Origin of the sequence: Pseudomonas sp. Pse1 (assembly GCF_024519635.1) — a bacterium.
Lineage (GTDB): Bacteria > Pseudomonadota > Gammaproteobacteria > Pseudomonadales > Pseudomonadaceae > Aquipseudomonas.
The window spans coordinates 264416-289792 of record NZ_JALJRO010000002.1 but is presented as its reverse complement, the minus strand read 5'-3'; the positions used below and the strand labels follow the sequence as shown (position 1 = coordinate 289792).

Annotated in this window: 15 protein-coding genes and 1 pseudogene; 8 read left to right on the top strand and 8 right to left on the bottom strand. The window is 59.6% G+C overall.

The features are described from left to right. Nucleotides 1-12: 12 nt before the first annotated feature. A complete protein-coding gene (uvrD, locus tag NR126_RS04010) occupies nucleotides 13-2193 on the bottom strand; it encodes a DNA helicase II (RefSeq protein WP_027616757.1) in 2181 nt (726 codons plus the stop codon). A 261-nt stretch (nucleotides 2194-2454) separates the two neighbouring features. Here uvrD and NR126_RS04005 point away from each other — a divergent pair, with 261 nt between their 5' ends. Continuing rightward, nucleotides 2455-5340: a bifunctional diguanylate cyclase/phosphodiesterase gene (locus NR126_RS04005; RefSeq protein WP_256829709.1), complete on the top strand. Its 2886-nt coding sequence runs from the start codon at nucleotides 2455-2457 to the stop codon at nucleotides 5338-5340. Between the two features lie 45 nt (nucleotides 5341-5385). Here the strand turns inward: NR126_RS04005 and NR126_RS04000 are convergent, their stop codons facing one another. Then, a complete protein-coding gene (locus NR126_RS04000; RefSeq protein WP_027616759.1) occupies nucleotides 5386-5700 on the bottom strand; it encodes a hypothetical protein in 315 nt (104 codons plus the stop codon). A 330-nt stretch (nucleotides 5701-6030) separates the two neighbouring features. On the opposite strand from NR126_RS04000, the gene hexR reads away from it, so the two are divergent. Beyond that, nucleotides 6031-6897, top strand: a complete 867-nt coding sequence (hexR, locus tag NR126_RS03995; RefSeq protein WP_007896526.1) for a transcriptional regulator HexR — start codon at nucleotides 6031-6033, stop codon at nucleotides 6895-6897. 104 nt (nucleotides 6898-7001) lie between these two features. Then, the gene (locus tag NR126_RS03990) at nucleotides 7002-7214 is read left to right on the top strand and encodes a PA3496 family putative envelope integrity protein (RefSeq protein ID WP_105753550.1); all 213 of its coding nucleotides are present in this window, start codon (nucleotides 7002-7004) and stop codon (nucleotides 7212-7214) included. Here the strand turns inward: NR126_RS03990 and NR126_RS03985 are convergent. Next, a complete protein-coding gene (locus tag NR126_RS03985; protein ID WP_027616760.1) occupies nucleotides 7156-8118 on the bottom strand; it encodes a LysR family transcriptional regulator in 963 nt (320 codons plus the stop codon). The genes NR126_RS03990 and NR126_RS03985 overlap by 59 nt on opposite strands. Nucleotides 8119-8310: 192 nt before the next feature. Between NR126_RS03985 and NR126_RS03980 the strand changes: the two genes are divergently transcribed. From NR126_RS03980 to NR126_RS03965, 4 genes and pseudogenes are all read left to right on the top strand, one after another. Continuing rightward, nucleotides 8311-9726, top strand: coding sequence for an acetyl-CoA carboxylase biotin carboxylase subunit (locus NR126_RS03980; protein WP_027616761.1), 1416 nt, complete (start codon nucleotides 8311-8313; stop codon nucleotides 9724-9726). An 11-nt stretch (nucleotides 9727-9737) separates the two neighbouring features. Beyond that, nucleotides 9738-11543, top strand: coding sequence for a sodium-extruding oxaloacetate decarboxylase subunit alpha (gene oadA / locus NR126_RS03975; RefSeq protein ID WP_033865966.1), 1806 nt, complete (start codon nucleotides 9738-9740; stop codon nucleotides 11541-11543). Nucleotides 11544-11969: 426 nt separating this feature from the next. Then, nucleotides 11970-12461, top strand: a pseudogene (locus NR126_RS03970) (HipA domain-containing protein); the annotation flags it as partial. Then, nucleotides 12458-12751 (top strand): helix-turn-helix domain-containing protein, encoded by a 294-nt coding sequence (locus NR126_RS03965; protein ID WP_105753552.1) that lies wholly within the window; start codon nucleotides 12458-12460, stop codon nucleotides 12749-12751. The pseudogene NR126_RS03970 and the gene NR126_RS03965, both read left to right, overlap by 4 nt. Before the next feature lie 4 nt (nucleotides 12752-12755). Here NR126_RS03965 and NR126_RS03960 read toward each other — a convergent pair whose 3' ends face one another. From NR126_RS03960 to NR126_RS03950, 3 genes are read right to left on the bottom strand one after another with little or no spacing between them, the layout of a single operon-like run. Continuing rightward, nucleotides 12756-13427 (bottom strand): GNAT family N-acetyltransferase, encoded by a 672-nt coding sequence (locus tag NR126_RS03960; RefSeq protein ID WP_027616765.1) that lies wholly within the window; start codon nucleotides 13425-13427, stop codon nucleotides 12756-12758. A 17-nt stretch (nucleotides 13428-13444) separates the two neighbouring features. Continuing rightward, complete coding sequence (locus NR126_RS03955; RefSeq protein ID WP_105753553.1) at nucleotides 13445-13891, bottom strand: GNAT family N-acetyltransferase; 447 nt, start codon at nucleotides 13889-13891, stop codon at nucleotides 13445-13447. A 2-nt stretch (nucleotides 13892-13893) separates the two neighbouring features. Continuing rightward, nucleotides 13894-14523, bottom strand: coding sequence for an FMN-binding negative transcriptional regulator (locus tag NR126_RS03950; RefSeq protein ID WP_027616767.1), 630 nt, complete (start codon nucleotides 14521-14523; stop codon nucleotides 13894-13896). 90 nt (nucleotides 14524-14613) lie between these two features. On the opposite strand from NR126_RS03950, the gene NR126_RS03945 reads away from it, so the two are divergent. Further along, a complete protein-coding gene (locus tag NR126_RS03945; protein WP_256829707.1) occupies nucleotides 14614-16167 on the top strand; it encodes a PLP-dependent aminotransferase family protein in 1554 nt (517 codons plus the stop codon). A gap of 31 nt (nucleotides 16168-16198) precedes the next feature. Here the strand turns inward: NR126_RS03945 and NR126_RS03940 are convergent, their stop codons facing one another. Both NR126_RS03940 and NR126_RS03935 read right to left on the bottom strand, forming a co-directional pair. After that, nucleotides 16199-20743, bottom strand: a complete 4545-nt coding sequence (locus NR126_RS03940; RefSeq protein ID WP_256829706.1) for a hypothetical protein — start codon at nucleotides 20741-20743, stop codon at nucleotides 16199-16201. A gap of 28 nt (nucleotides 20744-20771) precedes the next feature. After that, nucleotides 20772-25352, bottom strand: a complete 4581-nt coding sequence (locus NR126_RS03935; RefSeq protein WP_256829705.1) for a dermonecrotic toxin domain-containing protein — start codon at nucleotides 25350-25352, stop codon at nucleotides 20772-20774. Nucleotides 25353-25377: the final 25 nt, after the last annotated feature.

Genomic DNA, 25377 nt, shown 5'->3' with positions numbered 1-25377 from the left:
TCGATGATTTCCTCAGATGGCCTCGAGCTTGGCGTAGCCGAGCATCAGCCATTTGCTGCCTTCGCTGAAGTTCACTTGCACGCGCGCCTGGGCGCCCGAACCTTCGAAGTTGAGGATCACCCCTTCGCCGAAGACCGCATGTTGCACTTGCTGACCCAGGCTGAAAGCGGTTTCCGGGATCTCTGCGCCAGCGAACATGCTGCTGGTACTCTGCTTCTGGCCGCTGAAAGGACGACTGACGCTGTTGGACAGGCGCACTTCCTGGATCAGACCCTTGGGCACTTCGCGAACGAAGCGCGACACTTTGTTGTAGGTTTCGCTGCCGTACAGGCGCCGGGTTTCAGCATAGGTCATTACCAGGTTCTGCATGGCGCGGGTGATGCCGACGTACGCTAGGCGACGTTCCTCTTCAAGGCGGCCGGGTTCTTCCAGGCTCATCTTGTGCGGGAACAGGCCCTCTTCCATGCCCACCAGGAACACGTAGGGAAATTCCAGGCCCTTGGCGCTGTGCAAGGTCATCAACTGAATGCTGTCTTCGTGCTCGTCGGCCTGGGTGTCACCGGCTTCCAGTGAGGCATGGCCGAGGAACGCGGCCAAGGGGGTCAGGTCTTCGTCTTCTTCGCTGTTTTCGAAGTTGCGCGCGGCGCTGACCAGTTCCTCAAGGTTTTCTACCCGCGCCTGGCCTTTTTCGCCTTTTTCCGCTTCGTGATAGGCGATCAGGCCGGACTGCTCGATGACCGTCTGGGTCATCAGGTGCAGTGGCATTTCGACGGTTTTCGCCGCCAGGTTCTCGATCAACTCGATGAACGCGCCCAAGGCGCCCGCCGCACGACCGGTCAGGCCTTTATTGGCGACTAGCTGGCGCATGGCTTCCCACATCGACACATCACTGTGGCGGGCGTGGTCGCGGATGGCTTCGACGGTCTTTTCGCCAATGCCCCGGGCCGGAACGTTGATCACCCGCTCCAGTGCCGCGTCATTGCCACGACCTTCGAGCAAGCGCAGGTAGGCCATGGCGTTCTTGATTTCGGCACGCTCGAAGAAGCGCTGGCCGCCATAGATGCGATACGGAATGCGTTCGCGCAACAGGGCTTCTTCCAATACCCGCGATTGGGCGTTGGAGCGGTACAAAATCGCGATATCGCTGCGGGCCATGCCGGTTTTCAGCGCGCTCTCGATGGTTTCGACAACATAACGCGCTTCATCGTGTTCGTTGAACGCAGCGTAGAGGTTGATGGCTTCGCCGTCACCGCCGTCGGTCCACAACTCTTTGCCCAGGCGCCCGGTGTTATTGGCAATCAAGGCGTTTGCCGCCTTGAGAATGCCGGCCGTGGAGCGATAGTTCTGCTCCAGGCGAATCACTTCAGCGTCAGGGAAATCGGCTGAATACTGATGGATATTTTCGATTTTCGCGCCGCGCCAGCCGTAGATCGACTGGTCGTCATCGCCCACTACCATCAGGCTGTCGCCGCCCTTGGCCAGCAGTCGCAACCAGGCGTACTGCACGGCGTTGGTGTCCTGGAACTCGTCCACCAGCACATGGCGGAAGCGTTTCTGATAGTGCGCCAACAGGCCCGGATGGTCGCGCCACAGATCGAGGGCGCGCAGCAGCAGTTCGGAGAAGTCGATGACGCCGGCGCGCAGGCAAGCAGCCTCATAGGCTTCGTAGATACTGCGCATGGTGCCCAGGAACAGATCGCCGCTGGCCTGGATGTGTTGAGGGCGCAGGCCTTCATCTTTCTGTCCGTTGATAAACCACTGCGCCTGGCGCGCGGGCCAGCGCTGTTCGTCCAGACCCAGCTCGCGGATCACGCGCTTGACCAGGCGTTGCTGGTCGTCGCTGTCGAGGATCTGGAAGGTCTGGCTCAGGCCGGCTTCCTGCCAGTGTGCCCGTAACAGGCGGTGCGCCAGACCGTGGAAGGTGCCGACCCACATACCGGCCGGGTTGATACCCATCAACTGCTCGATGCGATGGCGCATCTCCGCAGCGGCCTTGTTGGTGAACGTCACCGACAGGATGGAGTGGGGCGAGGCGTTTTCGACCTGGATCAACCAGGCGATACGGTGCACCAGCACTCGGGTTTTACCGGAGCCAGCACCGGCCAGGACCAACTGACGCCCCACGGAGGCCGCTACAGCCTGCCGTTGGGCATCGTTGAGGGAATTCAGCAAAAGGGAGAGATCATCGCGCATCGGGGCATTCTAGGGTGCCGCGTCAAACCGGGCAAACCGAGCTTTGCATTTACCGATGAAAGAATTGCCGAGAGCGACCGCTCGGTCATTTCTCGCCAGCCCTCACAGGCCGTGCCCCCGGCAGTTTCGGGGCAAAGTGCAGCCCATCGGTTGCCTGGTTTTTATCCGCCGTGGCGGTTTGGTCAGGACCATTGCTTGTGTATGCTCCGGTGATGTTTCGGCCCAGCGTGGCCACTTCTTATAAGAACAAGATCCTTGCCTATGACCCCCAACTCCAGCCTGGCTGGCGCCTTTGTCGAGCCGCAGGTTATCCGCAAGCAATACGCCATGGAGCTGGCGGTTGAGCGCACACGGCTGCTTTATCAGGGCTCGCTGCTGCCGACGTTGTTCATGTTACTCAACGGCCTGGTATGCGCCGGCCTGCTCTGGAGCCCGCCGCGCTCTTGGCTGATCAGTGTCTGGCTGGTGTGGCTGTTATTACTGGTGGCATTGCGGGTCATTCAAGTGGCGGCCTTCGATTCGGCGATGCCCAGCCGTCAAGCCCAGCCAATCTGGCGACGCATGTTTCTCTTGGGATCCGCCGTCAGCGGCCTGACCCTGGCCGCAGCCGGCATCGCCCTTGCGCCCACCGACAATTTCCTTCAGCAAGCCTGGGTGTTCGGCCTGATCGGTGCGGCAACACTCTCGGCCAGTGTGGCGTATGCGGTCAGCGCGCCGGCTTTTCTGTCGTTTACCCTGCCTTGTCTGCTGCCAGCCGTTGGTTATCTGTTTTGGGGAGCGAACGAACAACAGCAGGGATGGGGCTGGCTTGGTTTGATCCTGCTGGGCGCCCTGAGTGTGGTGGCATGGCAGGTCAATCGCTTGATCCATGGACGGTTATTGCGCCGCTTCCAGAATCAGGCGCTGATCGAGCACCTGCAGCAGGCGCAAAGTGATAGTGATCAGCTTAACCAGGCCCTGGCGCGGGAAGTCGAGCAGCGCCGCGAGGCGGAAGCGCTATTGCGCGCCGCACAGGTAGAGCTGCAAGGCCGGGTGGCGCAAAGCAGTCTTGAACTGGACGACGCCAATCAGGCTTTGAGCAAAAGCGAAGCCCGTCTGGCGTTGGCGCTGAAGGCCAGTGAATTGGGCTTGTGGGACTGGAATCTCCAAACCGATGAAGTGCACCACACCCAGCTTGAAGAGTTGCTCGGTATTGAGCCGGCTTTCGTCACCGGGATGCCCAGTCAATTGAAACCGCGCTTGCATCCTGAGGACTTACCGCCGCTGCGGCGGGCGTTGGTGGAGCATCTGAAGGGGCGCAGTGAGGACTATCAGATCGAATATCGGGTGCGCCATGGCGACGGACATTGGGTGTGGATCGAAGATCGGGGGCGCGCCGTGCAGCGCAGCCCGGCAGGGCGGGTGTTGCGCATGGTCGGGACGCGCCGCGACATCAGCGTCAGCAAAGATCTGGAGGAGCAACGCCAGTTAGCGGCGACGGTGTTTGAAGCGGCCAGTGAAGGCATCGTGATCCTCGACCCGAACTACATACTGATTGCCGTCAATCAGGCGTTCAGCCGGGTCAGCGGTTATCAGATGGAGGATCTGCTGGGGCGCAATGTGGTCGAGCTACCCTGCAGTCGTGATGCGCGTCGGCACTTTCCATCGATCCAGAAAGCCCTGGAGCAGTCGGGTCATTGGCAGGGAGAACTGGTCGAGGCCCGTAAAAACGGTGAGCTGTATCCGCAATGGCTGCAACTAAGCGTAGTGCGCGATCGCCGAGGAAACGTCAGTCATATAGTAGGGTTCTTCGCCGATCTTTCGGCGCGCCGCGCCGCTGAAGAACGAATGCGCTACCTGACCCACTATGACGACCTGACGGGCCTGGCGAATCGTTCGTTGTTCCGTGAGCGCCTGCATGAAGCCCATCAACGCGTGCAGCAGGGAGGTCGCAGTCTGGCGTTGCTGCATATCAACCTCGACCGTTTCAAGTTACTCAATGACAGCCTTGGTCATGATGTGGCCGACCAACTGTTGCAGAAGATGGCTCGACGCCTGGTCAATGCGCTGCCGGAAGCGGACACCATCGCTCGCCTGTCCAGCGATGAGTTTGCCGTGCTTTTCGATGCCTATGGCAGTTTGTCGAGCCTGGCGCGGGTGGCGACCCGACTGGCGAATAAGCTGCGCGTGCCAATGACCATCGAAGGGCATGAGCTGGTCGTGAGTGCGTCGATGGGTATCAGCATGTTGCCGGACAATGCCCGGCAAATTTCGACGCTGGTCAGCCAATCGAATATGGCCATGCAGCATGCAAAGCATTTGGGAGGTAACAACTTCCAGTTTTATACCGACAGCCTTCAGGCCAGTACCCTTGAGCGATTGCAATTGGAAAACCAGTTGCGCAAGGCCATCGAGGAGCAGCAGCTTAAAGTCTATTACCAGCCCAAGCTGTGCCTGGCCACAGGTCGCCTGAACGCCGCTGAGGCATTGGTGCGCTGGGATCACCCAACGATGGGGCGGGTGCCGCCGGGGGACTTTATCGGCCTGGCCGAGGAGACCGGGCTGATCGGCTCGATTGGCGAGTTTGTATTGCGCCAGGCCTGTTGGCAGGCGTGTGAGTGGCAGCGTCAGGGGCTGGAGCCGATCCGGGTGTCGGTCAATCTATCGGTCCATCAATTGCGCCAGGGCAAGTTGGTCAGTCTGGTGCGCCAGGTCCTTGATGAAACCGGACTAGCGCCGCACTACCTGGAGCTGGAGCTGACCGAAAGCCAGTTACTCGACAGTGTTGAGCACATCATCGTGACCTTTCGGCAATTGCGCGATCTGGGGGTAAAGCTGGCTATCGACGATTTTGGCACTGGATATTCGTCGTTGAGCTACCTCAAACGCATTCCGGTGGATTACGTGAAAATCGATCAGGCCTTCATTCGCGGGCTTGGCGAGGGCGATGCCGACGTGGCCATTACCCGAGCAATCATCGCCATGGCCCATGGCCTGTCGCTCAAGGTGGTGGCTGAAGGGGTCGAGCGAGTCGAGCAGCTCGAGTTCCTCAAGGCCGAACACTGTGACGAAGTGCAGGGTTATTTGATCAGCAGGCCGATGGAGGCCGAGGGGCTTGGGTGTCTGCTGCGTGAGCGGGATGCCGTTCAAGTCTTGAAACGTCAGTGAGCCTCCCGAAAGTCATAGGTGCACTGTCGGGAGGTTAATGAGGATTTACTGGGTGACCAGCACTTCATCGATGTGCTGGATTAGTTGGCCTTTATAGTGGATTCCAACGGCGCTTACAGGGTAGTCGCCTTCAACTTTGTATTCGACAAACTTGTCTGTCTCGACCTGAATGTTGATTCCATCGTTGCTTTCCAGAATCAGCTCCAGTGGTAGATATGGCGTGTCCTGTACCGGGCTCTTGACCAGCTTCGGCGTGATGCCCGGGTGGGCAACGGTGACGGTTCCGTAGACACGGAAATTAGGCTTTGTGCCGGGCATGCGATCGATTTGTGCAGTCCAGTTTTTGCTTTTAACATTCATTGGTTAATGCTCCATGATTAAAGATTAATTGCTTCCTGCGCATGGGATTTAACCAAGGCACTTCTGATTTTCGCGGTATTTAATTAGTGTGTTTGTAAGGTTACATATTTGGCTTGCGCAACTGGGTTGAGTGCCTGAATAACTGGTCAGGAAGCCTGGTTCGAGGGGTGGCAGCGGATAACGCGCCCGCCTGACAGTGCTACATGAGGTGCGCCCAGCTGAAATCGAGGGACGCGGTTACGCATTGGGCAGGCAAAAAGCGGATTCTTGTAGTATAACTACAAGCGTACTACCTCCCCGGCGCCAGCCCCTACCGACGAGTCCTGCCCTTTGAACCTGTTGCAACATATCGCCCAGTCTCGCCACCTGTTACGCAAATCGGAGCTCAAGGTTGCCGATCACGTGCTGCTTGACCCTGCGGCGGTGATGCACAGCTCCATGGCGGATCTTGCCCATAGTGTGGGCATCAGCGAACCGACTATCGTGCGTTTCTGTCGCGCCATCGGTTGTTCCGGCTTCCAGGATCTCAAGTTGAAACTGGCGCAGAGCCTGGCGGCCGGCGCGAGTTTTGGACAGTTCGCTATTCACGAAGACGACTCGGTCGCCGATTACAGCCTGAAAATTTTCGACACCACCCTGCACACGCTGATGGAGGTTCGCGAGAAGCTCGATCCTGTGGAGCTGCAGCGGGCTGTATCCTTGATGTCCCAGGCCCAGCGTGTCGAGTTCTACGGTTTTGGTGCCTCGGGTGCCGTGGCGGCGGACGCCCAGCATAAGTTCTTCCGCTTGCTGCTCACGGCCGCGGCCTATTCCGACCCGCATATGCAGGCGATGTCGGCGGTGACGCTCAAGCCCAGTGACGTGGCGATCTGTATCTCCCAGTCGGGCCGCTCCAAGGACTTGTTGATTACCGCCAACCTGGTGCGTGAAAGCGGCGCGTCTTTGATCACTCTCTGCCCGAGCCAGACGCCATTGGCTGAGCTGTCGACTGTCAATCTGGCGATCGACGTGCATGAAGATACCGAAATCTATACGCCACTGACCTCGCGGATCGCCCACCTGGTGGTGATCGATGTCCTGGCCATGGGAGTTGCCATGGCGCGCGGACCGAGCCTGGTCAATCACCTCAAGAGCGTCAAACGCAGCCTTCGCAGCCTGCGGCTATCGCCCAAGTCGGTGAAAGCGCTGGATGACTAAGCCCGGATGAGGTCAACATTCATCTGTCTGTAACCCTCGCGCCGCCAAACCGTCATCCCCGAGCCCTATCGTGAAACTCCCGTACACGCCTTGGGAGACTCGAAATGGCCCAGCCCTACGAAGAACGCAACAGCGCTGTCAAAACCCGCCGTCAGCAAGAAGATCAACGCCGCATGGCGTTCCGTCGTGCGATTGAAGATCGCTGCGAGCAGCGGCAACTTCTCGCTGAAATAGGCGATTTTCCCGACAGTCTGGAACTCAATTACTGGCAGGCGGCGTCGGCAACTTCCCGCCGAAGCGCTCAACCAGCGCGCTGATCTGCACGCGTTCGCTGCGGATAAATCCAAGAAATGCATGTGCCACCGGTGACAGGCGCTTCGCCTTGGCTTGCACCAGGCACCAGCTGCGGAACAACGGCAACTCTTCGACGGGCAGCTCTTTGAGACCGCCGGTTGCCAACTCCAGGTTCAGGGCGTGCCGCGTCAACAGCGCTATGCCCAGACCCGCCGCCACGCATTCACGCTGCGCTTCGGCCGACGAGACCTCCTGGGTCTGGTTGAAGTGCACGCGCTTTTCCTTGAAATACTCCTCACAGGCCAGCCTCGTCCCTGAGCCCGGCTCGCGCAGCAACAAGGTATAGGGCTCCAGGTCCTGCAGGCGCAATGGCCCCATGTGGCACAGCGGGTGATCCGGTGGGGCCACTGCGACGATGGGGTTATTGAGGAAGGGCAGAAACTCCAGGCCCATGTCCTGGGGCACCATGGACATGATCACCAGGTCATCGCGGTTGTCCGAGAGGCGTCGGATGACCTGGCCGCGGTTGACTACCGTCAGCTGCAGATTGACCTCCGGATGCTGGCGCTTGAAGGCGGCGAACAGGTGCGGGACGAAGTATTTGGCGCTGGATTCCACCGCCAGTTTGAGTTGTCCCTGCAGCGATCCTTGCATGTCGGACAGCTGCATATCGAGGTTTTCCAGGCGGCCGAAAATGTCTCGACTGGCTCGCTGTAACGCTTCAGCGGCCTCGGTCATGTAGAGCTTTTTGCCGACATAATCGAACAAAGGTTGACCAATCAGCTCTTCAAGCTGACGAATTTGTAGGCTGACGGCCGGCTGAGTGAGAGACATTTCTTCAGCTGCGCGACTGTAGGAACGCAAATCGCAGACCTCGTTAAAGATCTGAAGCTGACGTAATGTCATACGCATCAATGACTTACGCATCTTATAGAGGCTCCGGCCGGCAGTCGATGGTTTAACTATAAGTCTTTACTTATGACTAACCCAATTATTATTGATTTTTGTTAATTCCTTGAGCGGGATAGTGTGGGCCTGCGACTGACTTGAAACATTTAGTCACGCGCCGACCCCAGTCTAGCGGGTCGTGGGTAGCAACCGGCTCAAGGGAAACTCCAAGTGATAACAAAGATCCTGATCGCCAACCGTGGTGAGATTGCCGTACGAATCGTACGTGCCTGCGCCGAGATGGGCATTCGCTCGGTCGCGATCTATTCCGATGCCGATCGCCATGCCTTGCACGTCAAGCGTGCCGACGAGGCTCACAGCATTGGTGCCGAGCCGCTGGCCGGCTACCTGAACCCGCGCAAGCTGGTGAACCTGGCGGTGGAAACCGGTTGCGATGCGTTGCACCCAGGCTACGGCTTCCTGTCGGAAAACGCTGAACTGGCGGATATCTGCGCCGAGCGCGGGATCAAGTTCATCGGCCCGTCGGCGGAAGTCATTCGTCGCATGGGCGACAAGACCGAAGCGCGCCGCAGCATGATCAAGGCGGGCGTGCCGGTAACCCCGGGCACCGAAGGCAACGTCTCGGGCATCGAGGAAGCGTTGGCCGAAGGCGACCGTATCGGCTACCCAGTGATGCTCAAGGCCACTTCCGGTGGTGGCGGCCGCGGTATTCGTCGCTGCAACAGCCGTGAAGAACTCGAACAGAACTTCCCGCGAGTCATTTCCGAAGCCACCAAGGCCTTCGGTTCGGCGGAAGTGTTCCTGGAAAAGTGCATCGTCAATCCCAAGCACATCGAAGCGCAGATCCTCGGCGACAGCTTTGGCAACGTGGTGCACCTGTTCGAGCGTGACTGCTCGATCCAGCGCCGCAACCAGAAACTCATCGAGATCGCCCCGAGCCCGCAACTGACGCCCGAGCAGCGCGCCTACATCGGCGACCTGTCGGTACGTGCGGCCAAGGCCGTGGGTTACGAGAACGCCGGCACCGTGGAGTTCCTGCTCGCCGAGGGCGAGGTGTACTTCATGGAGATGAACACCCGGGTGCAGGTGGAACACACCATCACCGAGGAAATCACCGGGATCGACATCGTCCGTGAGCAGATCCGCATTGCGTCCGGCCTGCCGCTGTCGGTGAAACAGGAAGATATCCAGCACCGCGGTTTCGCCCTGCAGTTCCGGATCAACGCCGAAGACCCGAAAAACAACTTCCTGCCCAGCTTCGGCAAGATCACTCGTTACTACGCACCCGGCGGTCCCGGCGTACGTACCGACACAGCGATCTACACCGGCTACACCATTCCACCGTTCTACGACTCGATGTGTCTGAAACTGGTGGTCTGGGCGTTGACCTGGGAAGAGGCGATGGATCGTGGCCTGCGCGCGCTGGATGACATGCGTCTGCAAGGGGTCAAGACCACTGCCGCGTACTACCAGGAAATCCTGCGTAACCCGGAATTCCGTAGCGGCCAGTTCAATACCAGCTTCGTCGAAAGCCACCCTGAACTGACCAACTACTCGATCAAGCGCAAACCCGAAGAGCTGGCCCTGGCCATCGCCGCCGCCATCGCCGCCCACGCAGGCCTGTGAGGAATATAACAATGTCCAAGATCCACGTTACCGACACCATCCTGCGCGACGCCCATCAGTCGCTGCTCGCCACCCGCATGCGCACCGAAGACATGCTGCCGATTTGCGACAAGCTCGACAAAGTCGGCTACTGGTCGCTGGAATGCTGGGGCGGCGCGACCTTCGATGCCTGCGTGCGCTTCCTCAAGGAAGACCCGTGGGAGCGTCTGCGCAAACTGCGCGCGGCACTGCCCAACACCCGTCTGCAAATGCTCCTGCGCGGCCAGAACCTGCTGGGCTACCGTCACTACAGCGACGACGTGGTCAAGGCCTTCGTGGCCAAGGCGGCAGTCAACGGTATCGACGTGTTCCGCATCTTCGACGCGATGAACGACGTGCGTAACCTGCGTGTGGCGATCGAAGCGGTGAAAGCCGCCGGCAAACATGCCCAGGGCACCATCGCCTACACCACCAGCCCGGTGCACACCATCGACGCCTTCGTGAACCAGGCCAAGCAGATGGAAGCCATGGGTTGCGACTCGGTGGCGATCAAGGACATGGCTGGCCTGCTGACCCCGTACGCTACCGGCGAGCTGGTCAAGGCACTGAAGAGCGAGCAATCGCTGCCGGTGTTCATCCACTCCCACGACACCGCCGGCCTGGCCGCGATGTGCCAACTCAAGGCGATCGAAAACGGTGCCGATCACATCGACACCGCGATCTCCAGCTTCGCCTCGGGCACCAGCCACCCGGGCACCGAATCGATGGTCGCCGCGCTTAAAGGCACCGAGTTCGATACCGGCCTCGACCTGGAATTGCTGCAAGAGATCGGCCTGTACTTCTATGCCGTGCGCAAGAAATACCACCAGTTCGAAAGCGAATTCACTGCGGTCGACACCCGTGTGCAAGTCAACCAGGTACCGGGCGGGATGATTTCCAACCTGGCCAACCAGTTGAAAGAGCAGGGCGCTCTGAACCGCATGAGCGAAGTGCTGGCGGAGATTCCGCGGGTGCGTCACGACCTTGGCTACCCACCGCTGGTCACCCCGACGTCGCAGATCGTCGGCACCCAGGCGTTCTTCAACGTGCTGGCTGGCGAGCGCTACAAGACCATCACCAATGAAGTGAAGCTGTACCTGCAAGGCGGTTACGGCAAGGCGCCAGGCCAGGTTGACGAGAATCTGCGTCGCCAGGCAATCGGCAACGAGGAAGTGATCGACGTGCGCCCAGCGGACCTGCTGAAGCCGGAGATGACCAAGCTGCGCAACGACATCGGCGCACTGGCCAAGTCTGAAGAAGACGTGCTGACTTACGCCATGTTCCCGGATATCGGGCGCAAGTTCCTCGAGGAGCGCGAAGCCGGCACCCTGGTTCCGGAAGTCCTGCTGCCGATTCCTGAAGCAGGCGGCGTGGCCTCGGCGGGCGGCGAAGGGGTACCGACTGAGTTCGTCATCGACGTGCACGGCGAAACCTACCGCGTCGACATCACTGGTGTGGGCGTCAAGGCCGAAGGCAAGCGTCACTTCTACCTGTCCATTGACGGCATGCCGGAAGAAGTGGTGTTCGAACCGCTCAACGAATTCGTCGGCGGCGGCAGCAGCAAGCGCAAGCAAGCCACTGCACCGGGTCACGTCAGCACCACCATGCCGGGCAACATCGTCGACGTGCTGGTCAAGGAAGGCGACACCGTCAAAGCCGGCCAGGCCGTACTGATCACCGAAGCGATGAAGATGGAAACCGAAGTGCAATCGGCCATCGCCGGCAAGGTCACCGCGATTCACGTAGCCAAGGGCGACCGTGTCAATCCGGGTGAAATCCTGATCGAGATCGAAGGCTGATCAAACGCCTTCATCTGCAACGTTTTACCTCGGGGGAGCACATGCTCCCCTTTTTTTGTGCGGTTTATATGCACCTATTAGGCTAAATGCATTTTAATGCGTATAGCGGATCATGATTTCAATAAAACTGCATTTTAATGCATCTATCAGTGCTGCTCATCGTTGTTGAATGCACTATATTGCATCTACAGTAAACGCCTGATGAATCAACGTGCATTAAAATGCAGGAGCAAACGATGCTGGCATTGACACTGCAGATTTATAACGTCGGAAATTGGCAGGACGCCATGACCGTGACGTTTGATGAACCCGAACGAGGTTTCGACAGCCGCTGCAGCTTTGGTTACGAAACCAGCTATCTGGTTGAGCATATTGAAAATATCCCCAGCCCTTTCGCGGGTGCCGTGAGCGCCCCCGCTCCGATTGCCTGGGAGTGCCATGAGTCACCTCGACGTGATCTGGCTGCTCGCTGGTCTCTGGCAATCTGCTGGCCAAGACGCGCAGGTCGAGGATCTGGTGCTGGATTACCTGCGTCGTGACCTGCTCAATAAAATCCTCGGCAATTCCGATAACCACGGTCGTAATACCGCAATCATTCGCCACGCCGATTCATTCGAACTGGCGCCCATTTACGATTTGGCACCCATGGTGATGGACGACGAAGGCATTACCCGCACCACCAAATGGTCACGGGAGTTGGAGATAGCAGGGGATGTCGATTGGCGTGGCGTGTGTGAGGCTCTGACGGGGATCGTCGATTCTCCCGTGATCTTCGAGCGGTTGCGCAATGAGGCTGCGCGCCTGCTTGCGCTCCCGGATCTATTGACCGCTAGCGGTTTGCCAGAGGTGACAATGAATCATCCGCGCATAGGGCTTCGGCATCTTGAGCAACGTTTAAAGGAGTGGGGTTTGCAATGAGCATGAGCGTGGCAGAGCGGACGCTGCTGATTGAAGGTATTCAGCAAGGCCTGGCCGAGGACAGCTTGAGCATCGGTGACGCCGTGCGCCGCTTGCGGGTTGAGGTCACTGGTTTGCACCAGAGTCAGTTCGCCAGGATGTGCAAAATTTCGGTGCGCACCCTGGTCCACATTGAGCACGGGGAAGGCAATCAGACGCTGAAGTCGCTTAACGCCGTATTGCGCCCATTTGGCATGCAAATGGGCGTGGTGAAAATTCGCCGGGCGATCAATCAGGCGTCACCCCTTTGACCCATCAGCCGCGGCACTCCACCAGCGTCTTCACCTGACCGGTCGCGGTCTGATTGTCGTCCGCCAGCCACTGCTCGAACCCAGCGCGGATCGTTGGCCATTCCCCATCGAGGATCGAATACCAGGCGGTATCACGATTCTGCCCCTTGACCACCATGTGCTGGCGGAACACGCCTTCGAAGCTGAAGCCCAGACGTTCGGCAGCGTACTTGGAGCGGGCGTTGCCGTTGTTGCACTTCCACTCCAGGCGACGGTAGCCGAGTTCGAAAGCGTGTTTGGCCAACAGGTAGACCGCCTCGGTGCTTTTCGGCGAACGCTGCATCGGTGCGCCGAAGGTGACGTGGCCGATTTCGATGCGGCCCTGAGCCGGGACGATCGACATCAGGCTGAGGATGCCCTGAATATCGCCACTGACACGGTCGATGACGGTGAAGAAATACGGGTCGCTGTGAGCGGCGTGGTTGTTCAGCCAGTCATTGAAAACGCTGCGCTCGGTGAAGGGGCCGTAAGGCAGGTAATCCCAGAGTTTCGGGTCGGCGCCGGGGCCCTGAAATGCGTTGAAAAGACCTTCGGCATGGCGCGCCGGGTCGAGTTTTTCGAGGCGTATGAAGCGTCCTTCGATCAATTGCACCGACGGCGGCGGGACGCCTTTCCAGTCTGCGAGTGAAATCGTCATGTGTTTCTCCTGGCCTCTCAAAGGGTTTTGCGAAATTGGATGAAACCGGGACGCTCGGCAATGCGCTCATAGAGCTGGATCGCGGTGGCGTTGGTTTCGTGGGTCAGCCAGTGCACCTTGCAGCAACCGTCGGCCTTGGCGGTACTGTAGACGAACTCGATCAACTGGCGGCCGACACCGGTGCCACGGGTTTCAGGTGCGACCAGCAAGTCTTGCAGGTAGCAGGAGTTTTCAATGCTCCAGTTCGAGCGATGGTAGATGAAATGCACCATGCCGACGGCTTTGTCGTCGGCCCAGGCGAGCGCGGCGTGGGTCGGTTCGCTGGGGTCGAGCAGGCGTTGCCAGGTGTTTTCGCTGACCGCGTCCGGCAGTTCGGTGTTGTAGAAGCGCAGGTAGGTTTGCCACAGCGGCAGCCAGGCGGCGTGGTCGGCGGCGGTGACTCGGCGAATCTCGATCTGACTCATGTTCATTCCTTGGGCATCAAGTGGGCGAGGGCCTGGTCGTGGAGGTCGGGGCTGGCGCTCAGCCCTTCGCGTACGCCGGCGATGTCTGTGGTGTTGCGGTTCTGACTGAGTTTGCGCTTGCCTTCCAGGCGCTGGATCGGCAGGGCAAAGCCGACGATGGCCTTGAGCATGCTGTCGATGTAGTCGGCGGGGGCATCGACGACTTTCCAGGGCTGGACGCGGCCCGCCTCATGCCGATCAGTTAACGCGCTGACCAGCGTGAGCAAACGCTCGGCATCGGTGAACACCTCGGCGCTGCCGTACGCGTGGACAGCCACATAGTTCCAGGTCGGCACGACTTTGCCGTGTTCGGCCTTGGACGGATAAAACCCGGGGCTCACGTAGGCGTCGGCACCGGGGAAAATCACCAGCACCTCGGCACCCTCCTGCAATGCCCGCCATTGCGGATTGGCCTTGGCAAAGTGCCCGTATAGGGTGCCATTCGGGCCTTGTGCGGTATCCAGCAGCAATGGCAGATGACTGGCCTGCAGGCCCTGTTCGTCCTGGGTTACAACAATCGCCAGCCGGGTGTCGAGCATGTGCTGTTGCAGTGTCGGTAAATCGTCGATGGCGAAGGCTTTGGGCGTATACATGGAAAATTTCCTTGGCGAATGTGTGCATCCTAGGCAGGCTATTGGTCTGTTGTAAGAGCCATTAAAGACCAATTTCATAGGTCCATTGCCATGACCGATGCGCCGCTTTCCTTGTCATTCAACCCGGCGGGCATCACGCTCGACCGTCGTCAGGGTTTGAGCCGTCAGCTCTATCAGGCACTGCGCACGCGTGTACTCGACGGCCGCCTGGCGAGCGGCACCCGGTTACCGGCGAGTCGGGATCTGGCCGCGGCCCTGGCGATATCGCGCAACAGCGTGGTACGTGCCTACGATCAACTGTATGCCGAGGGCTTCATTGAGGGACGGGTAGGCGATGGCACCTATGTGGCGCAATTACCGGCAAATGCCTTACCACCCGGAAAACTATCCACAAAAGTATCCACAGGGTTATCGACAGGCTTACCCACAGCCTTATCCACAAATTGGCTGGATTCACCTGTTGATTTATCCAGCAAAGTTATCCACAGCGACGCCTTGGCGCGCGTCGAAAAGCACCATTTACCCCGGCCGCCCAGCGGGCCGCCACGGGCATTTCGGGTCGGCGTACCGGCTTTCGATCTGTTCCCATTCGAGGTCTGGGCCAAGCTCAACGCGGCTTTCTGGCGCAAACCGGATTTGCAGCAGTTGTGTTATGGCGCTCCTGAAGGCGATGCACGTCTGCGCGGGATGATTGCCGCCTATCTGCGCAGCTCACGGGGTATGCAATGCAGCGCTGAACAAATTGTGATCACCAGTGGCGCGCAGCAGGGAATCAGCCTTTGTGCACAGCTGCTGGTGGCGTCGGGGGATGGCGTGGCTGTGGAAAACCCCGGCTATCGCGCGGCGGGGCATGCTTTCGCGGTCGCCGGCGCGCGTTTACACGGTGTATCAGTGGATAGCGAAGGCATCAGTTGCGCCGAACTGAATGCATTGGCCGATTGCCGGTTGGCCTATGTCACGCCCTCCCATCAATACCCCACTGGGGTCATCATGAGCCTGGCACGGCGCCTGGAGCTGTTGGCCTGGGCCGAACGCAGCAACGGATGGATTATCGAGGACGATTACGATGGCGAGTACCGCTACAGCGGCGCACCCTTGGCGCCTCTGGCGGCCCTGGATCGGCAGGGGCGGGTGCTCTACGTCGGCACCTTCGGCAAGGTCGCGTTCCCCGCGTTGCGTTTGGGATATCTGGTGCTGCCGCAGGGGCTGGTGGACGCATTCGCCCGGCGCCGCGCGGTGGATGTGCGGCATTCTGAAGTCAGCACCCAGGCGGTGATGGCCGAATTCATGGCTGCCGGCCATTTTCAGCGGCACATCCGTCGTATGCGCAGGGCCGCGCTGAGCCGCCGCAATGTCGTATTGAACGGCTGGCCTACAGGTGTCCCCGGCATTGGCAAGCTGCCCTCCGTGGCGGCCGGGCTGCACCTGACGGTGTCGGTCGACAGCCTCTCGCGTGAGCGGGAATTAATCGATCTCGCGCGCAGTGTCGATGTCGAGATTAATGGTTTGAGCAGTTACTGGCTGGCAGATTCGGTGACGCCTGAAGACCAGCGTGCCGGACTGGTGTTGGGGTTTGCCGCCGTGCCCGAAGCGGCGATAGCGGCGGCACTCGAGCGTTTACGCAAGGCGTGGGGCGTGGGGTGAAGCGGACGGGCTCGCACCCCGTCCGCTGGCCTCAGGACTGCTGTTCGAGTTTCAGAAACAGGGATGGGTCGCTGATGCGTCGCAGCACGTAGTCGATGGGTGCCAGGGTAGTGAGCGCCAGGCGCTGCTCTTTACTCAACTGTTGCAACTGCGGGTCGGCAATCTTCAGGTGAGCAACACTGAATTGATGGGCGGGCGCGGCAAGCGAGTCATAGTGAAAGTGCGCCAGCCACAGAACCTGGTCGTTATGGCTGCTGTCGAGAATCCGATACTCCTGAAAGTAATCCTGGCGCTTTTTGGTCTTGATTCGACCTTGTTCGTTCCTGACGATGCGCACCTGATTGTTGTCCAGCAGCCACTGCACGTACGCCTGACGAGGTTGACGACTCTTCAGCAGAGCGGCGCGGACACTGATGCCTTGTTTACGCAATTGAAGGGCCGCGTTGTTGAGTTGTTGGCTCAGATTGCCGACAGGAGGCCGGTTTTTTCCTGAAGCGCGCAGGCGTTCCAGCGCTGGCTCGACATTGACTGCGGCTTGCTCCAGTCGTTGCGCCTGTTGATCGAACACGTCCTGCATGTCCGCCGGAATTCGATTGGGCCTGAAGGCGTCTTTACGGGTTCGCTCGATAAAGTCCTGGACGCCTTCATTGAGTGCCAGCGCGTCGTCGAGAATATCGATGTCGTCAACCAGGGGTGGCGCATTGGCCTTGGGCTTGGCAGGCAGAAACTCGGCCAGAGGCAATTCGGCCGCTGGTGAGGTTTTTGCGGGTGGTGCATTGCGCGGCCGAGTCTTGGTGACCTTGCCCACGGGCCGAGATGGCCCTGCACTCGGTGGTTGGGGCGTCGGCGGCTCGATACGCTCCCCATCCGGCAGGAGAGTATCCAGTTGCTCTTGGGCCAACTGCTTGAACTCATCAATCAAGGCGCCGACCCGTGCAACCTCAGTGGCTTCAATTTTATCGGGGTATTCGCCAGGCAGGTCGGTCAGTCGTTGATTCGCGTCGGCATAGACGTCGATCAGGCGGGTCAGATGTTCGATCCGCTGGGCGCTGGATTCGGCGTCCAGGGGCGATCTGAGCATGGCCGAATGATGGTGGGCAGCGGTGGCGGCCTCGAGAATCAGGGATCCCACCGCTTCGCGAGCCGGCTCAACGTTTACGGTGGCAGTACCGCGCAAACAGATTTCATGGGACATACCGATTTCGTTGGACTTCAAGTCCCATTGGTTAAACGCCGGAAGCAATTTGCGCAGGCTTTGTGCCGTGGTCATGCCCGCGCTGCCGGTGGCCTCAAGGACTGCAAGAGATTTCTGGGAAAGCTCCAGGCGGGCAATGAGTTCATGGCTCAATGCCATGGTCTGCCTGACGCCTTCGACGTATGTCTGGAACAGGCTGGTGGATTCCAGCTCGGCGTCATCGGCCAGCATTTGGGTGAGTTTTGTATAGCGGGTGCGCTTGAGTGCGAACCACAGCGCAAGGTTCTTTTGCAGCTCGATCGACAGGCGCTGCATGTCATTCAGGTAGCCTTCTGTGCCGCCTTTCAGGCGCCATTGCACGAGGGTTTGCAAAGCTTGGTCGTACTCGCCGATAAGCTTTTCCACTTGACCCAAATACCGCGCGGTTGCCTGTTCGTGCTCGGCTCCGGTTGTGGCCTCCATGTCGGACTGAGCTTTTTTCAATGCGGCGTTGTTGGCTGGTTCCTGACGCTTGAAGGTTTCCAGTGTGGCACCCAACTGGTTCCTTTCCTGCTCCTTGGCCTGGCGCTGTGCCCTGAGTGCATTGCGCAGACTGGTGCCGCCAGCCCCTCCACGCAAACGCAGCCGGGTGTCGACAAACCATTGTCCCTGTTGGTTGTGAATCAACAGCGGACCAGTCTTCGAGGGTGAGTGTGGATACACGATTTGCACGTGCTGATCTTCGTTTTCCTGAACCTGGAACCAGCGTTCGCCGACCTGTGCATAGACCCGTGAGTCCAGTTGGTATAACGAGGCTTTGTCGCGCAGCAAGGTCTGCACCTCCGGCTTGGTGATATCGAGGGTCCTCACTGCCAGGCTATCGAGGTAGTGAGCCAATGCCGTGGGCGAGCGGTGGGGCACCGAGCCATTAGGCTCAAGCGAGGACAGATGGTTGGAGGGCAGTTCCCCCGTCAGCATGTCGGCTCGCAGCGTCACGTCCGGAGTGGCGGCGGGCTGGGTGACAACAATATCGGTGCTCTTGAGCCACGCTTCCTGGTCTAGCTGCCGGGTTGTGCGCGGACCGGTCTTGCGTCGACTGGCGGCGTGATGGGCAAGGATCATCCCCAGATTCAGCAGCATGTCGCCGATGGCGCTCCATTGGGCATGGGTATCGCCGCGTTGCCAGGCGCGCTGCACCTGTTCAAGTTGAGCGAGGCTTTGCCAGATCCAAATCGCAGCGCCGGCCGTACCCCCGAGAAAATTCGCCGCGACGTTGAAGAGTGCCCATCCACTGTCCTGGAGCATGGCCCAGCGACGTTGAGTATTGGACAGCGACTGGCGGTCGGCGAGTTCGGCCATGGCCAGGGCATGGGTGTTGAACAGGGTAGGAAAGACATCGCCTGTCAGCGCCTTGGCTGAGAGCTCGACGGGTCCGGCCCAGCTCACGGAGGTCCAGGGTTCGGACAATAGCTGAGTGCTGAGCCAAGGGCTGGGCAGGCCGACGGGGAAAGTATATTGGGCGTATTTGAAGGTGATGTTCGAGTCGGGCAGCCATGCCAGCACCGAATCCCTTAACTCGCCCGGTTGGTGCAGGGCATACAGCAGGTTTTGCGTTGACGGAAACTGCAGCAACGGTTGTTCGAACAGCGGTCGATAGAGCAGGCAGGGGCCGCCTGCAGGGTGCTGCGGGGCAATGATGAACATGTTGGCAACGGTGTCACCCTCGGTGGTCCCGGAGCGGACGAAGGTCAGCGGACGTATCAGCACCGGGTGTGAGTGGGCTGGTGGTGGATTGAGCCATTCGCGGATGTAGCGGTAGCCCAGTTCATCAATGCCGCCGATGCGGCGGATCTTGCACTCCAGCGCAATCAACGGCAGCAGGGTGCGTATCTGGTTGATATAGAAATCGCGCTGCAACGGCGCCTGCTCCGGGTCATCGAGCAGTTTGTCACGGATCAGGCGCGGGTAGGCTTCGCCGATATCAACCTGGCTGGCGATGGTCGTCAGGTAAGCCGCGTCGAGCCATGCGGGGACGGGCTGCGGTGGTTCGAAGCGCAGCGTGGCTTGATACGGTGCATTGTTCTGCAGGGCATATTCGCCCAGGGTTTCGGTGTGCACGTCGAGCGGGTTGGGCAAGGTCAGCCCGCCGGACTCAAAACTATTGGTAATGGTGATGCGCAGGTTGTCGAGCGCCAGCTTGGCGGCGGATGGCCTCTCGGCAATGATCGCCTCGCGCATGCGTTGCTGGGCGTAGGTGTCGATGGGAGAGATCCGCAACAGCTTCTTGTCACTGTGTTTGTGCAGTTTTCCCAGTGCGTCGATTGCCTGGCTGTAGTGGTCGAGGTCGGTCGCTGAGGCGTCGAACAGCCAGTCGGGTATGGCGCTGTCCAGGCTGACGAGGGTGTTCTTCTCCTCAAGACCAGCCTTTTCGATCAGATCGGCTGAGCCGGGGGGACTGTCCGATTTGCCGGCAGGCCCCTCCTGGGTAATTGCGCGGATGGCATCCAATTGGCTTGTGACCAGGGCCCAGGCCATGTGATCGAAGAAGTTGCCTTCTGGCTCATACAACTGCCACACAAGCTTCTGTCCCGGCGCCAGCGTCTTGATGCGTTCCGGCAGCGAAGCACCCAGCTGTGCCAGGCTGTCGAACGTTTCGTACCCGTCTTCGACCGTGTACATCATCAGCAGATCGCGGTCCTGATATCGCCCTTTGAGCACGGCTGCACCCGCCAGCAGCTGGTGGCGTGTGATGCCTTGGGCATCGACCGTATCGACATCGATCAGACACGCACTGATTGCCGAAAGCGCGGGATCATGGCGCTGCCGTTCCTTTTTATCAGGGTCGCGTGCGACGGCCCGAGCCACTTGGCACTGGACATGATCCCAGCCCTTGACCTGTTGCACATCCAGGGTTTTGCGCAAGGCCGCGGACAGCTCAAGCCAATGCACGGCATGTCGACCTTTATGGTTCCAGTACTCCAGTTGGAACTCCCCGAAAGCTACGTAGAGCAGCGGTGTGTAGTCATTCAGGAGCGTGGCAATGGCTTCGATGCTGATATCCAGGTGCACCACCGGGTGAGTCAGCGGGTCCATTGTCAGGAAGTGTTCGCCCTCCAGGTAATTGGCCCTGCTGGAAGTGAAAAACTGCCGTATCAGCGTTTTTGTCAGCGACTCGAACCGGGTCGGCATCGGCGCAAGAGAGTCGTCCACCAAGCGCCATTGAGGCGTGCCGATCATCGCTCGATCCGGATCGATATCACGGTCGGGATAGATCGCCTTCAGGGCTTGGCGCAGCAGTTGGGCGGCGACTTCTTCGATCGTCGGGCCGCGACTGATTTGTTGAATGACCTGACTCTTTTTCAGCAGGTTGGGGGTGTCGGTATTCACCAGGGTTTCTGTCATCGTCATGATCCTTTTTGACGTTTGGGGCTCAGGCAAAAAACAGCGAGCTGGCCAGTTGTGGGCTGATCGCACTCCGATAGACCGCGATCATTTGCGCGCTGGTGGCGGTGCGTACGTCAAAGGGGCCGGCCAGCAGACGTTGATCGCTGAACTTGAGATGGGCGGCTGTAAAGGCTTCGCGCGCGGCATCCAGGCTGGCGTAGTGAAAATGCGCATACCACAACGGTTGCCCGCTGCGTCGCTCACGAATTTCGTACTCCTGGAGGAAGTCCTTGCGTGTCCCCTTGAGCCGGCGCCGTTCACCGAGCGCTACGATATCGATTTCATTTTTGCCCTTCAGCCATTCGATCCGCGCGGCGGTGGGCGGCTGGCGTTTAAGCATGTCGACCCGTATCCGGTAGCCCTCGGCATTAAGTCGCTCGCGAGCTTCATCCAGCGCTTTGATGAGGGGCGCAGGGTCGGCGGTGGTGTTGGTTTGCGACGGGGTCCGCTGCAGATTTTTGGCGGCCTCGTGGAGCTGGTCGGCTTTTTGCTGGAACTGCTCCTCGATTTCCACCGGGATACGGCCAGGTTTGTTCGCGCTCGATTCTGTCTGTCGAATGAAGCCATCCACGCCACTCAACAGCGTGCGCGCTTGAACCAGTTGCGTGGAGAGATCGGGCAGCTTAGCGGCTGGCCGGCGCGACCCAGGGCTCAAGCGCTCCAGCCAGACCCCTGGGGTTTTCTCATGAAAGGTGGCAATTACCGCGCCAGTCAGGGGCGCTTTCACATCCAGCAGCGTTGGCTGGCCTGCCACCTGAGGGCGCATCTCTCCGACCAGCGTGCCCTTGAAGCGCGTCTTGATCACTCTTTTTTGTGCCTGCTGTGCGGGCCTGGAAGGGCCGGGTCGGGGTTCGAGCGACAGCTGTTCGCGCAGTAGCTGCCCCAAATAGCCCTCGGTCTCGCTCTGGAACTCATTAATCCGCATCCTCAGGTGCTGGAAGGGTTGCTCCAGCACCTCATCCTTGTGGCTGAGGGCGAAATCCTCGAGCGACTGGTCGATCGTGGCGAACTGCTCAAGCAGAGCGTTGAGACCCTCGAGGCGTTCGTCGATTTTCCAGGCGCCTTTGTCCTGCATCAGTTCCTGCGAGGTCTGAATCACCAGGTCGGTGGAGTCCAGCAGACCGTCGAGTGAGTTCTCCGCTTCAGTGGGCGTGGTGCTGGTGTTTTCCTTCAGGCAGGTCTCACGACCGAGTGATACCTGCAGTGCTTTGAGGGTGCGGGGCTCGTAATTCGGCAGGCGCGCCTGATAAGTGCTTGCAACCTCGGCAGCGGTTTTACCCAACCGACTGAGCTCCTGGAAACGTGAGTGGGCAAACTCGAGTTTGCCGATGGTCTCCTCGCACAGGTCGACCATTTTGCGAAACGTTGCGCGCTCGTCGGGGCTCGACACGGGTTTATCCGCGTCAAGCAACTCCAGTGTGTCGCCCAAGGTCTGGCCGAAGATGGCATTGCGCTGATCCAGCCAAGTCTGGTTGAGAAACAGTTGAGTGCCGAGCATTTCGACCATGGCGGTGCGGTAGTTGGGAACCGTGTCGAGCAGGTTCAGCGACTTCAATTGTTCGATGGGGGCGGTGTATTCGTGGGAGCCGTGCTCGAGCTTCTGCAAAAATTGCGATTGCGCGGCCTGCAGTGCCGTGTCGTCGAGGGTGTTTTTCGTGGCGTTATGCGCCTCGGTCAGGTCTATGCGCGCTTGATCGCGCTGACGTTCAAAATCGAGCAATTGCTGTTTGAGTTCGGCAATACGCGCTTTGTTTTGCTGTTGTAAAACCTTGCGGCGGCTCGGCAATCCGCCACCGCGCAAGCGCAGTCGGGTATCGACAAACCAGTTGCCCGTTTTATTGCGGATCAAGCGTGGTCCGCGGCGCGCAGGTTGCTGCCGTGAGTCGATGATCGCGACCTCCCCCGAGTCCTCGACCGAGACCTCGAACCAGCGCTCACCGACCGCTGCGTAGTAGCGTTGCCCGTGTTGATGAAGATGATGATGGATTCCACTGCCATTGGCGGGCGAGGGGAAGGGTTCGGGCGGGGTGATCGAGAACCGCTCCAGGGTTGCGTTCAGGTTCAGCGCGGCGTCAGTGTTGATCGACAGGCGATGTTGGGCCGGATGTTCGCCGATGACATCGGGCTGCTGTACCAGGGTAGGCGTCAGCGCCGGGGCTTTTTCCGTTGTTCCTTTTACAGGTGGCGCGGGTGGCTTTTCCTCAAGCAAGCGGTTCACGGGTTTGCGGCTGCCGGCATGGTGGGCGAGGACCATGGCCAGGGTCAGCAACAGGTCGGTCATCGCGGTTTTCTGGCGCTCGCGGTCACCGGTCTCGCTGGCGTCGAGGGTTTGTTGCACGTCATCGAGTACCTGCCAGATCCAGGCGGCGGTGCCCACGGTGCGTCCAAGAAAAGGCAGCGCCGCATTGAGCAGCATCCAGGACGCGCGCTTGAAGGTGTTCCAGCGATTTTGCGCATTGGACAGCGATTGCCGTTGTGCCATTTCCACCAACGCGTTGACGTTGGATTTATACAGATGGGGCAGATAGCCACCGGCGATGACCTGGGAGCCCAGAGTCAGCGGTCCGCTCAGTTGCAGCGAGCCCAGAGGGTCGGCGAGCAGTTGCGAGAGCGACCAGGCGCTGGGTCGGTCACCGGTGAACACGTAGTTGGTGTAGTTGGCACGCGATGCATCCGGCAACCAGGCCAGCACCGACTGGCGCAGTCCCGGAACGTGCTTGATCGCGTAAATGAGGTTGGCCGGTGTGGGGTATTGGCTCAGCGGCTGATCGAGTAGCGGGCGGTAGAGCAGGCACGGACCCTGGTCCATCTGCCTGGGACCGATCACGAACATATTGGTCACTTCGTCGGTTGAGTCTCCCGGTCGCCAGCCCGGCTTGAAGGCCAGCGGACGAATGACAATTTCCTGGCCATCGACCCAGCGCTTGGCATCCACCACCTGGACCACGGCGGCGACATAGCGATAACCCAGTTCGTCGATCCCGGCCTGCCGGCGAATTTTTTGCTGCAGGGCGCGCAATGGCAATTCGACCCGCAAATGGCTGGTGAACAGGTTCTGGCGCTGCAAGCTCTCCAGCGGGGTGCCGAGCAGCGTGCTTTTGATCAGTTCCGGGTAGACCTGGCCGATGTTGACCTTGGTGATCAATGCTTCCAGGTAGGCCGAGGTCATCCATTGCGGGAGTAACGTGCCGCGGCGGCTGCGCACGGATTTGTTACCCGTGGGCAGGGCAATCAGGTTTTGCAGTGCCAGGTCGACCAGGCTCAAGGTGGTGCGTTCGGGCTCCACCAGCGGTACGAAGCTGCCCCACACCACCACGCTCTCGACCACCACTTCGATGTCAGTAAGGTCCAGCGTAGCGGCATCGGCATGCTGTTCGATCATGGCTTGGTGCAAGACGTCCTCAGCGTATTCACGAATCGGTTGGATCCCGTCCAGGAAGGACTTTTCGGCGTTTTGCTGCTGTACGGTGGCGAGGTCCATGAGGTGACGGCTGTAGGCGGTGAGGTCGCCGGATGAGGCGCTGACCAACCATTCCGGCAGCGCTTGTTCGACCTGATTGAAACGCGACGGCGCTTTTTTATCGGTGGGGTCCAGTTGGCTCTGCGTGCGGCTGATGTGGGGTGCCAGGTCCGGAATCGCGGTATTCCTGTCGTCCTTTAGGGCGCCAATTGCGTCGGCCTGCAGGGCGATCAGGTTGCACGCCAGATGGTCGAAATAATTGCCGTCGGGTTCGATCAAGCGCCAGTGCAGGGTCGCGCCGGGCTTGATCCCACCGACGGAGTTCAACAAGGAATCACCCAACTCCTGCAGTGAGTCGTAGGCCTGGAAACCCAGGGTGATGTTATGCGTCAGGATCAGGGTGCGATTTTCCAGCGAGCCGATCAGCACGGCGACATCGAGGATGTTGCCGTGGGTCGAGACATCCCCGTGCATTGAGTCCAGGTCAATCAGGCAGGCGCGGGAACGGTACGGATCAAGCAAGGTTCGCGCGCTTTTCACCGGGAACAGGTACAGATTGCGCGCCATGGCGGTCTGCTCGCTGTCCCAGCCAGGGTTTGTCTGCAGGTTCCAGAACTCGCTCAACGAGTTGGACAGGGTTTTCCAGCGTGCAACCGAGCTTCGGCTGAACTGGTTCCAGTAGTCGACCTGCTGCTCCTGAAAGGCGACAAACAACAGCGGCGCCAATTCGTTGATCAGGCGTGCGATGGCGTCGATGCTGACGGGTAATTGTGGCGGCACCAGGTCTTCAGGTTGAAGCGTCAGAAAGTTTTCGCCATCCAGATAAACCGCGCTCGTGCCAGTCACACCATGGCGCACCAGGGCATCGGTCAAGGATTCGAAATTATGGGTTCCGGGTAAAAGCTGCGGGCCCTGGACCATCCTGGTCGGTGTCACCACCACTGCCAGGCGCGGATCGATCTTCAAGTGCGGGTAGAGCTTATCCAGAGACGGCTGCAAGGCGCGTGTGGCGACCTCCGTGATCGAGGGGCCTGCAACCAGTTGGGTGAGCAGGGCCTCGCGATCAGGGGCAAGGGTAGGTATGGCTGAGGTGTCAGGGTCGGGCATGGTCACTTCCTGTGTGTGGGAGACG

Bases quoted from the DNA above. Each gene is read 5' to 3' on its own strand.
- uvrD (WP_027616757.1), bottom strand. From the start codon at position 2,193: ATGCGCGATGATCTCTCCCTTTTGCTGAATTCCCTCAACGATGCCCAA.
- NR126_RS04005 (WP_256829709.1), top strand. From the start codon at position 2,455: ATGACCCCCAACTCCAGCCTGGCTGGCGCCTTTGTCGAGCCGCAGGTT.
- NR126_RS04000 (WP_027616759.1), bottom strand. From the start codon at position 5,700: ATGAATGTTAAAAGCAAAAACTGGACTGCACAAATCGATCGCATGCCC.
- NR126_RS03990 (WP_105753550.1), top strand. From the start codon at position 7,002: ATGGCCCAGCCCTACGAAGAACGCAACAGCGCTGTCAAAACCCGCCGT.
- NR126_RS03985 (WP_027616760.1), bottom strand. From the start codon at position 8,118: ATGCGTAAGTCATTGATGCGTATGACATTACGTCAGCTTCAGATCTTT.
- oadA (WP_033865966.1), top strand. From the start codon at position 9,738: ATGTCCAAGATCCACGTTACCGACACCATCCTGCGCGACGCCCATCAG.
- NR126_RS03965 (WP_105753552.1), top strand. From the start codon at position 12,458: ATGAGCATGAGCGTGGCAGAGCGGACGCTGCTGATTGAAGGTATTCAG.
- NR126_RS03960 (WP_027616765.1), bottom strand. From the start codon at position 13,427: ATGACGATTTCACTCGCAGACTGGAAAGGCGTCCCGCCGCCGTCGGTG.
- NR126_RS03955 (WP_105753553.1), bottom strand. From the start codon at position 13,891: ATGAGTCAGATCGAGATTCGCCGAGTCACCGCCGCCGACCACGCCGCC.
- NR126_RS03950 (WP_027616767.1), bottom strand. From the start codon at position 14,523: ATGTATACGCCCAAAGCCTTCGCCATCGACGATTTACCGACACTGCAA.
- NR126_RS03945 (WP_256829707.1), top strand. From the start codon at position 14,614: ATGACCGATGCGCCGCTTTCCTTGTCATTCAACCCGGCGGGCATCACG.
- NR126_RS03940 (WP_256829706.1), bottom strand. From the start codon at position 20,743: ATGACAGAAACCCTGGTGAATACCGACACCCCCAACCTGCTGAAAAAG.
- NR126_RS03935 (WP_256829705.1), bottom strand. From the start codon at position 25,352: ATGCCCGACCCTGACACCTCAGCCATACCTACCCTTGCCCCTGATCGC.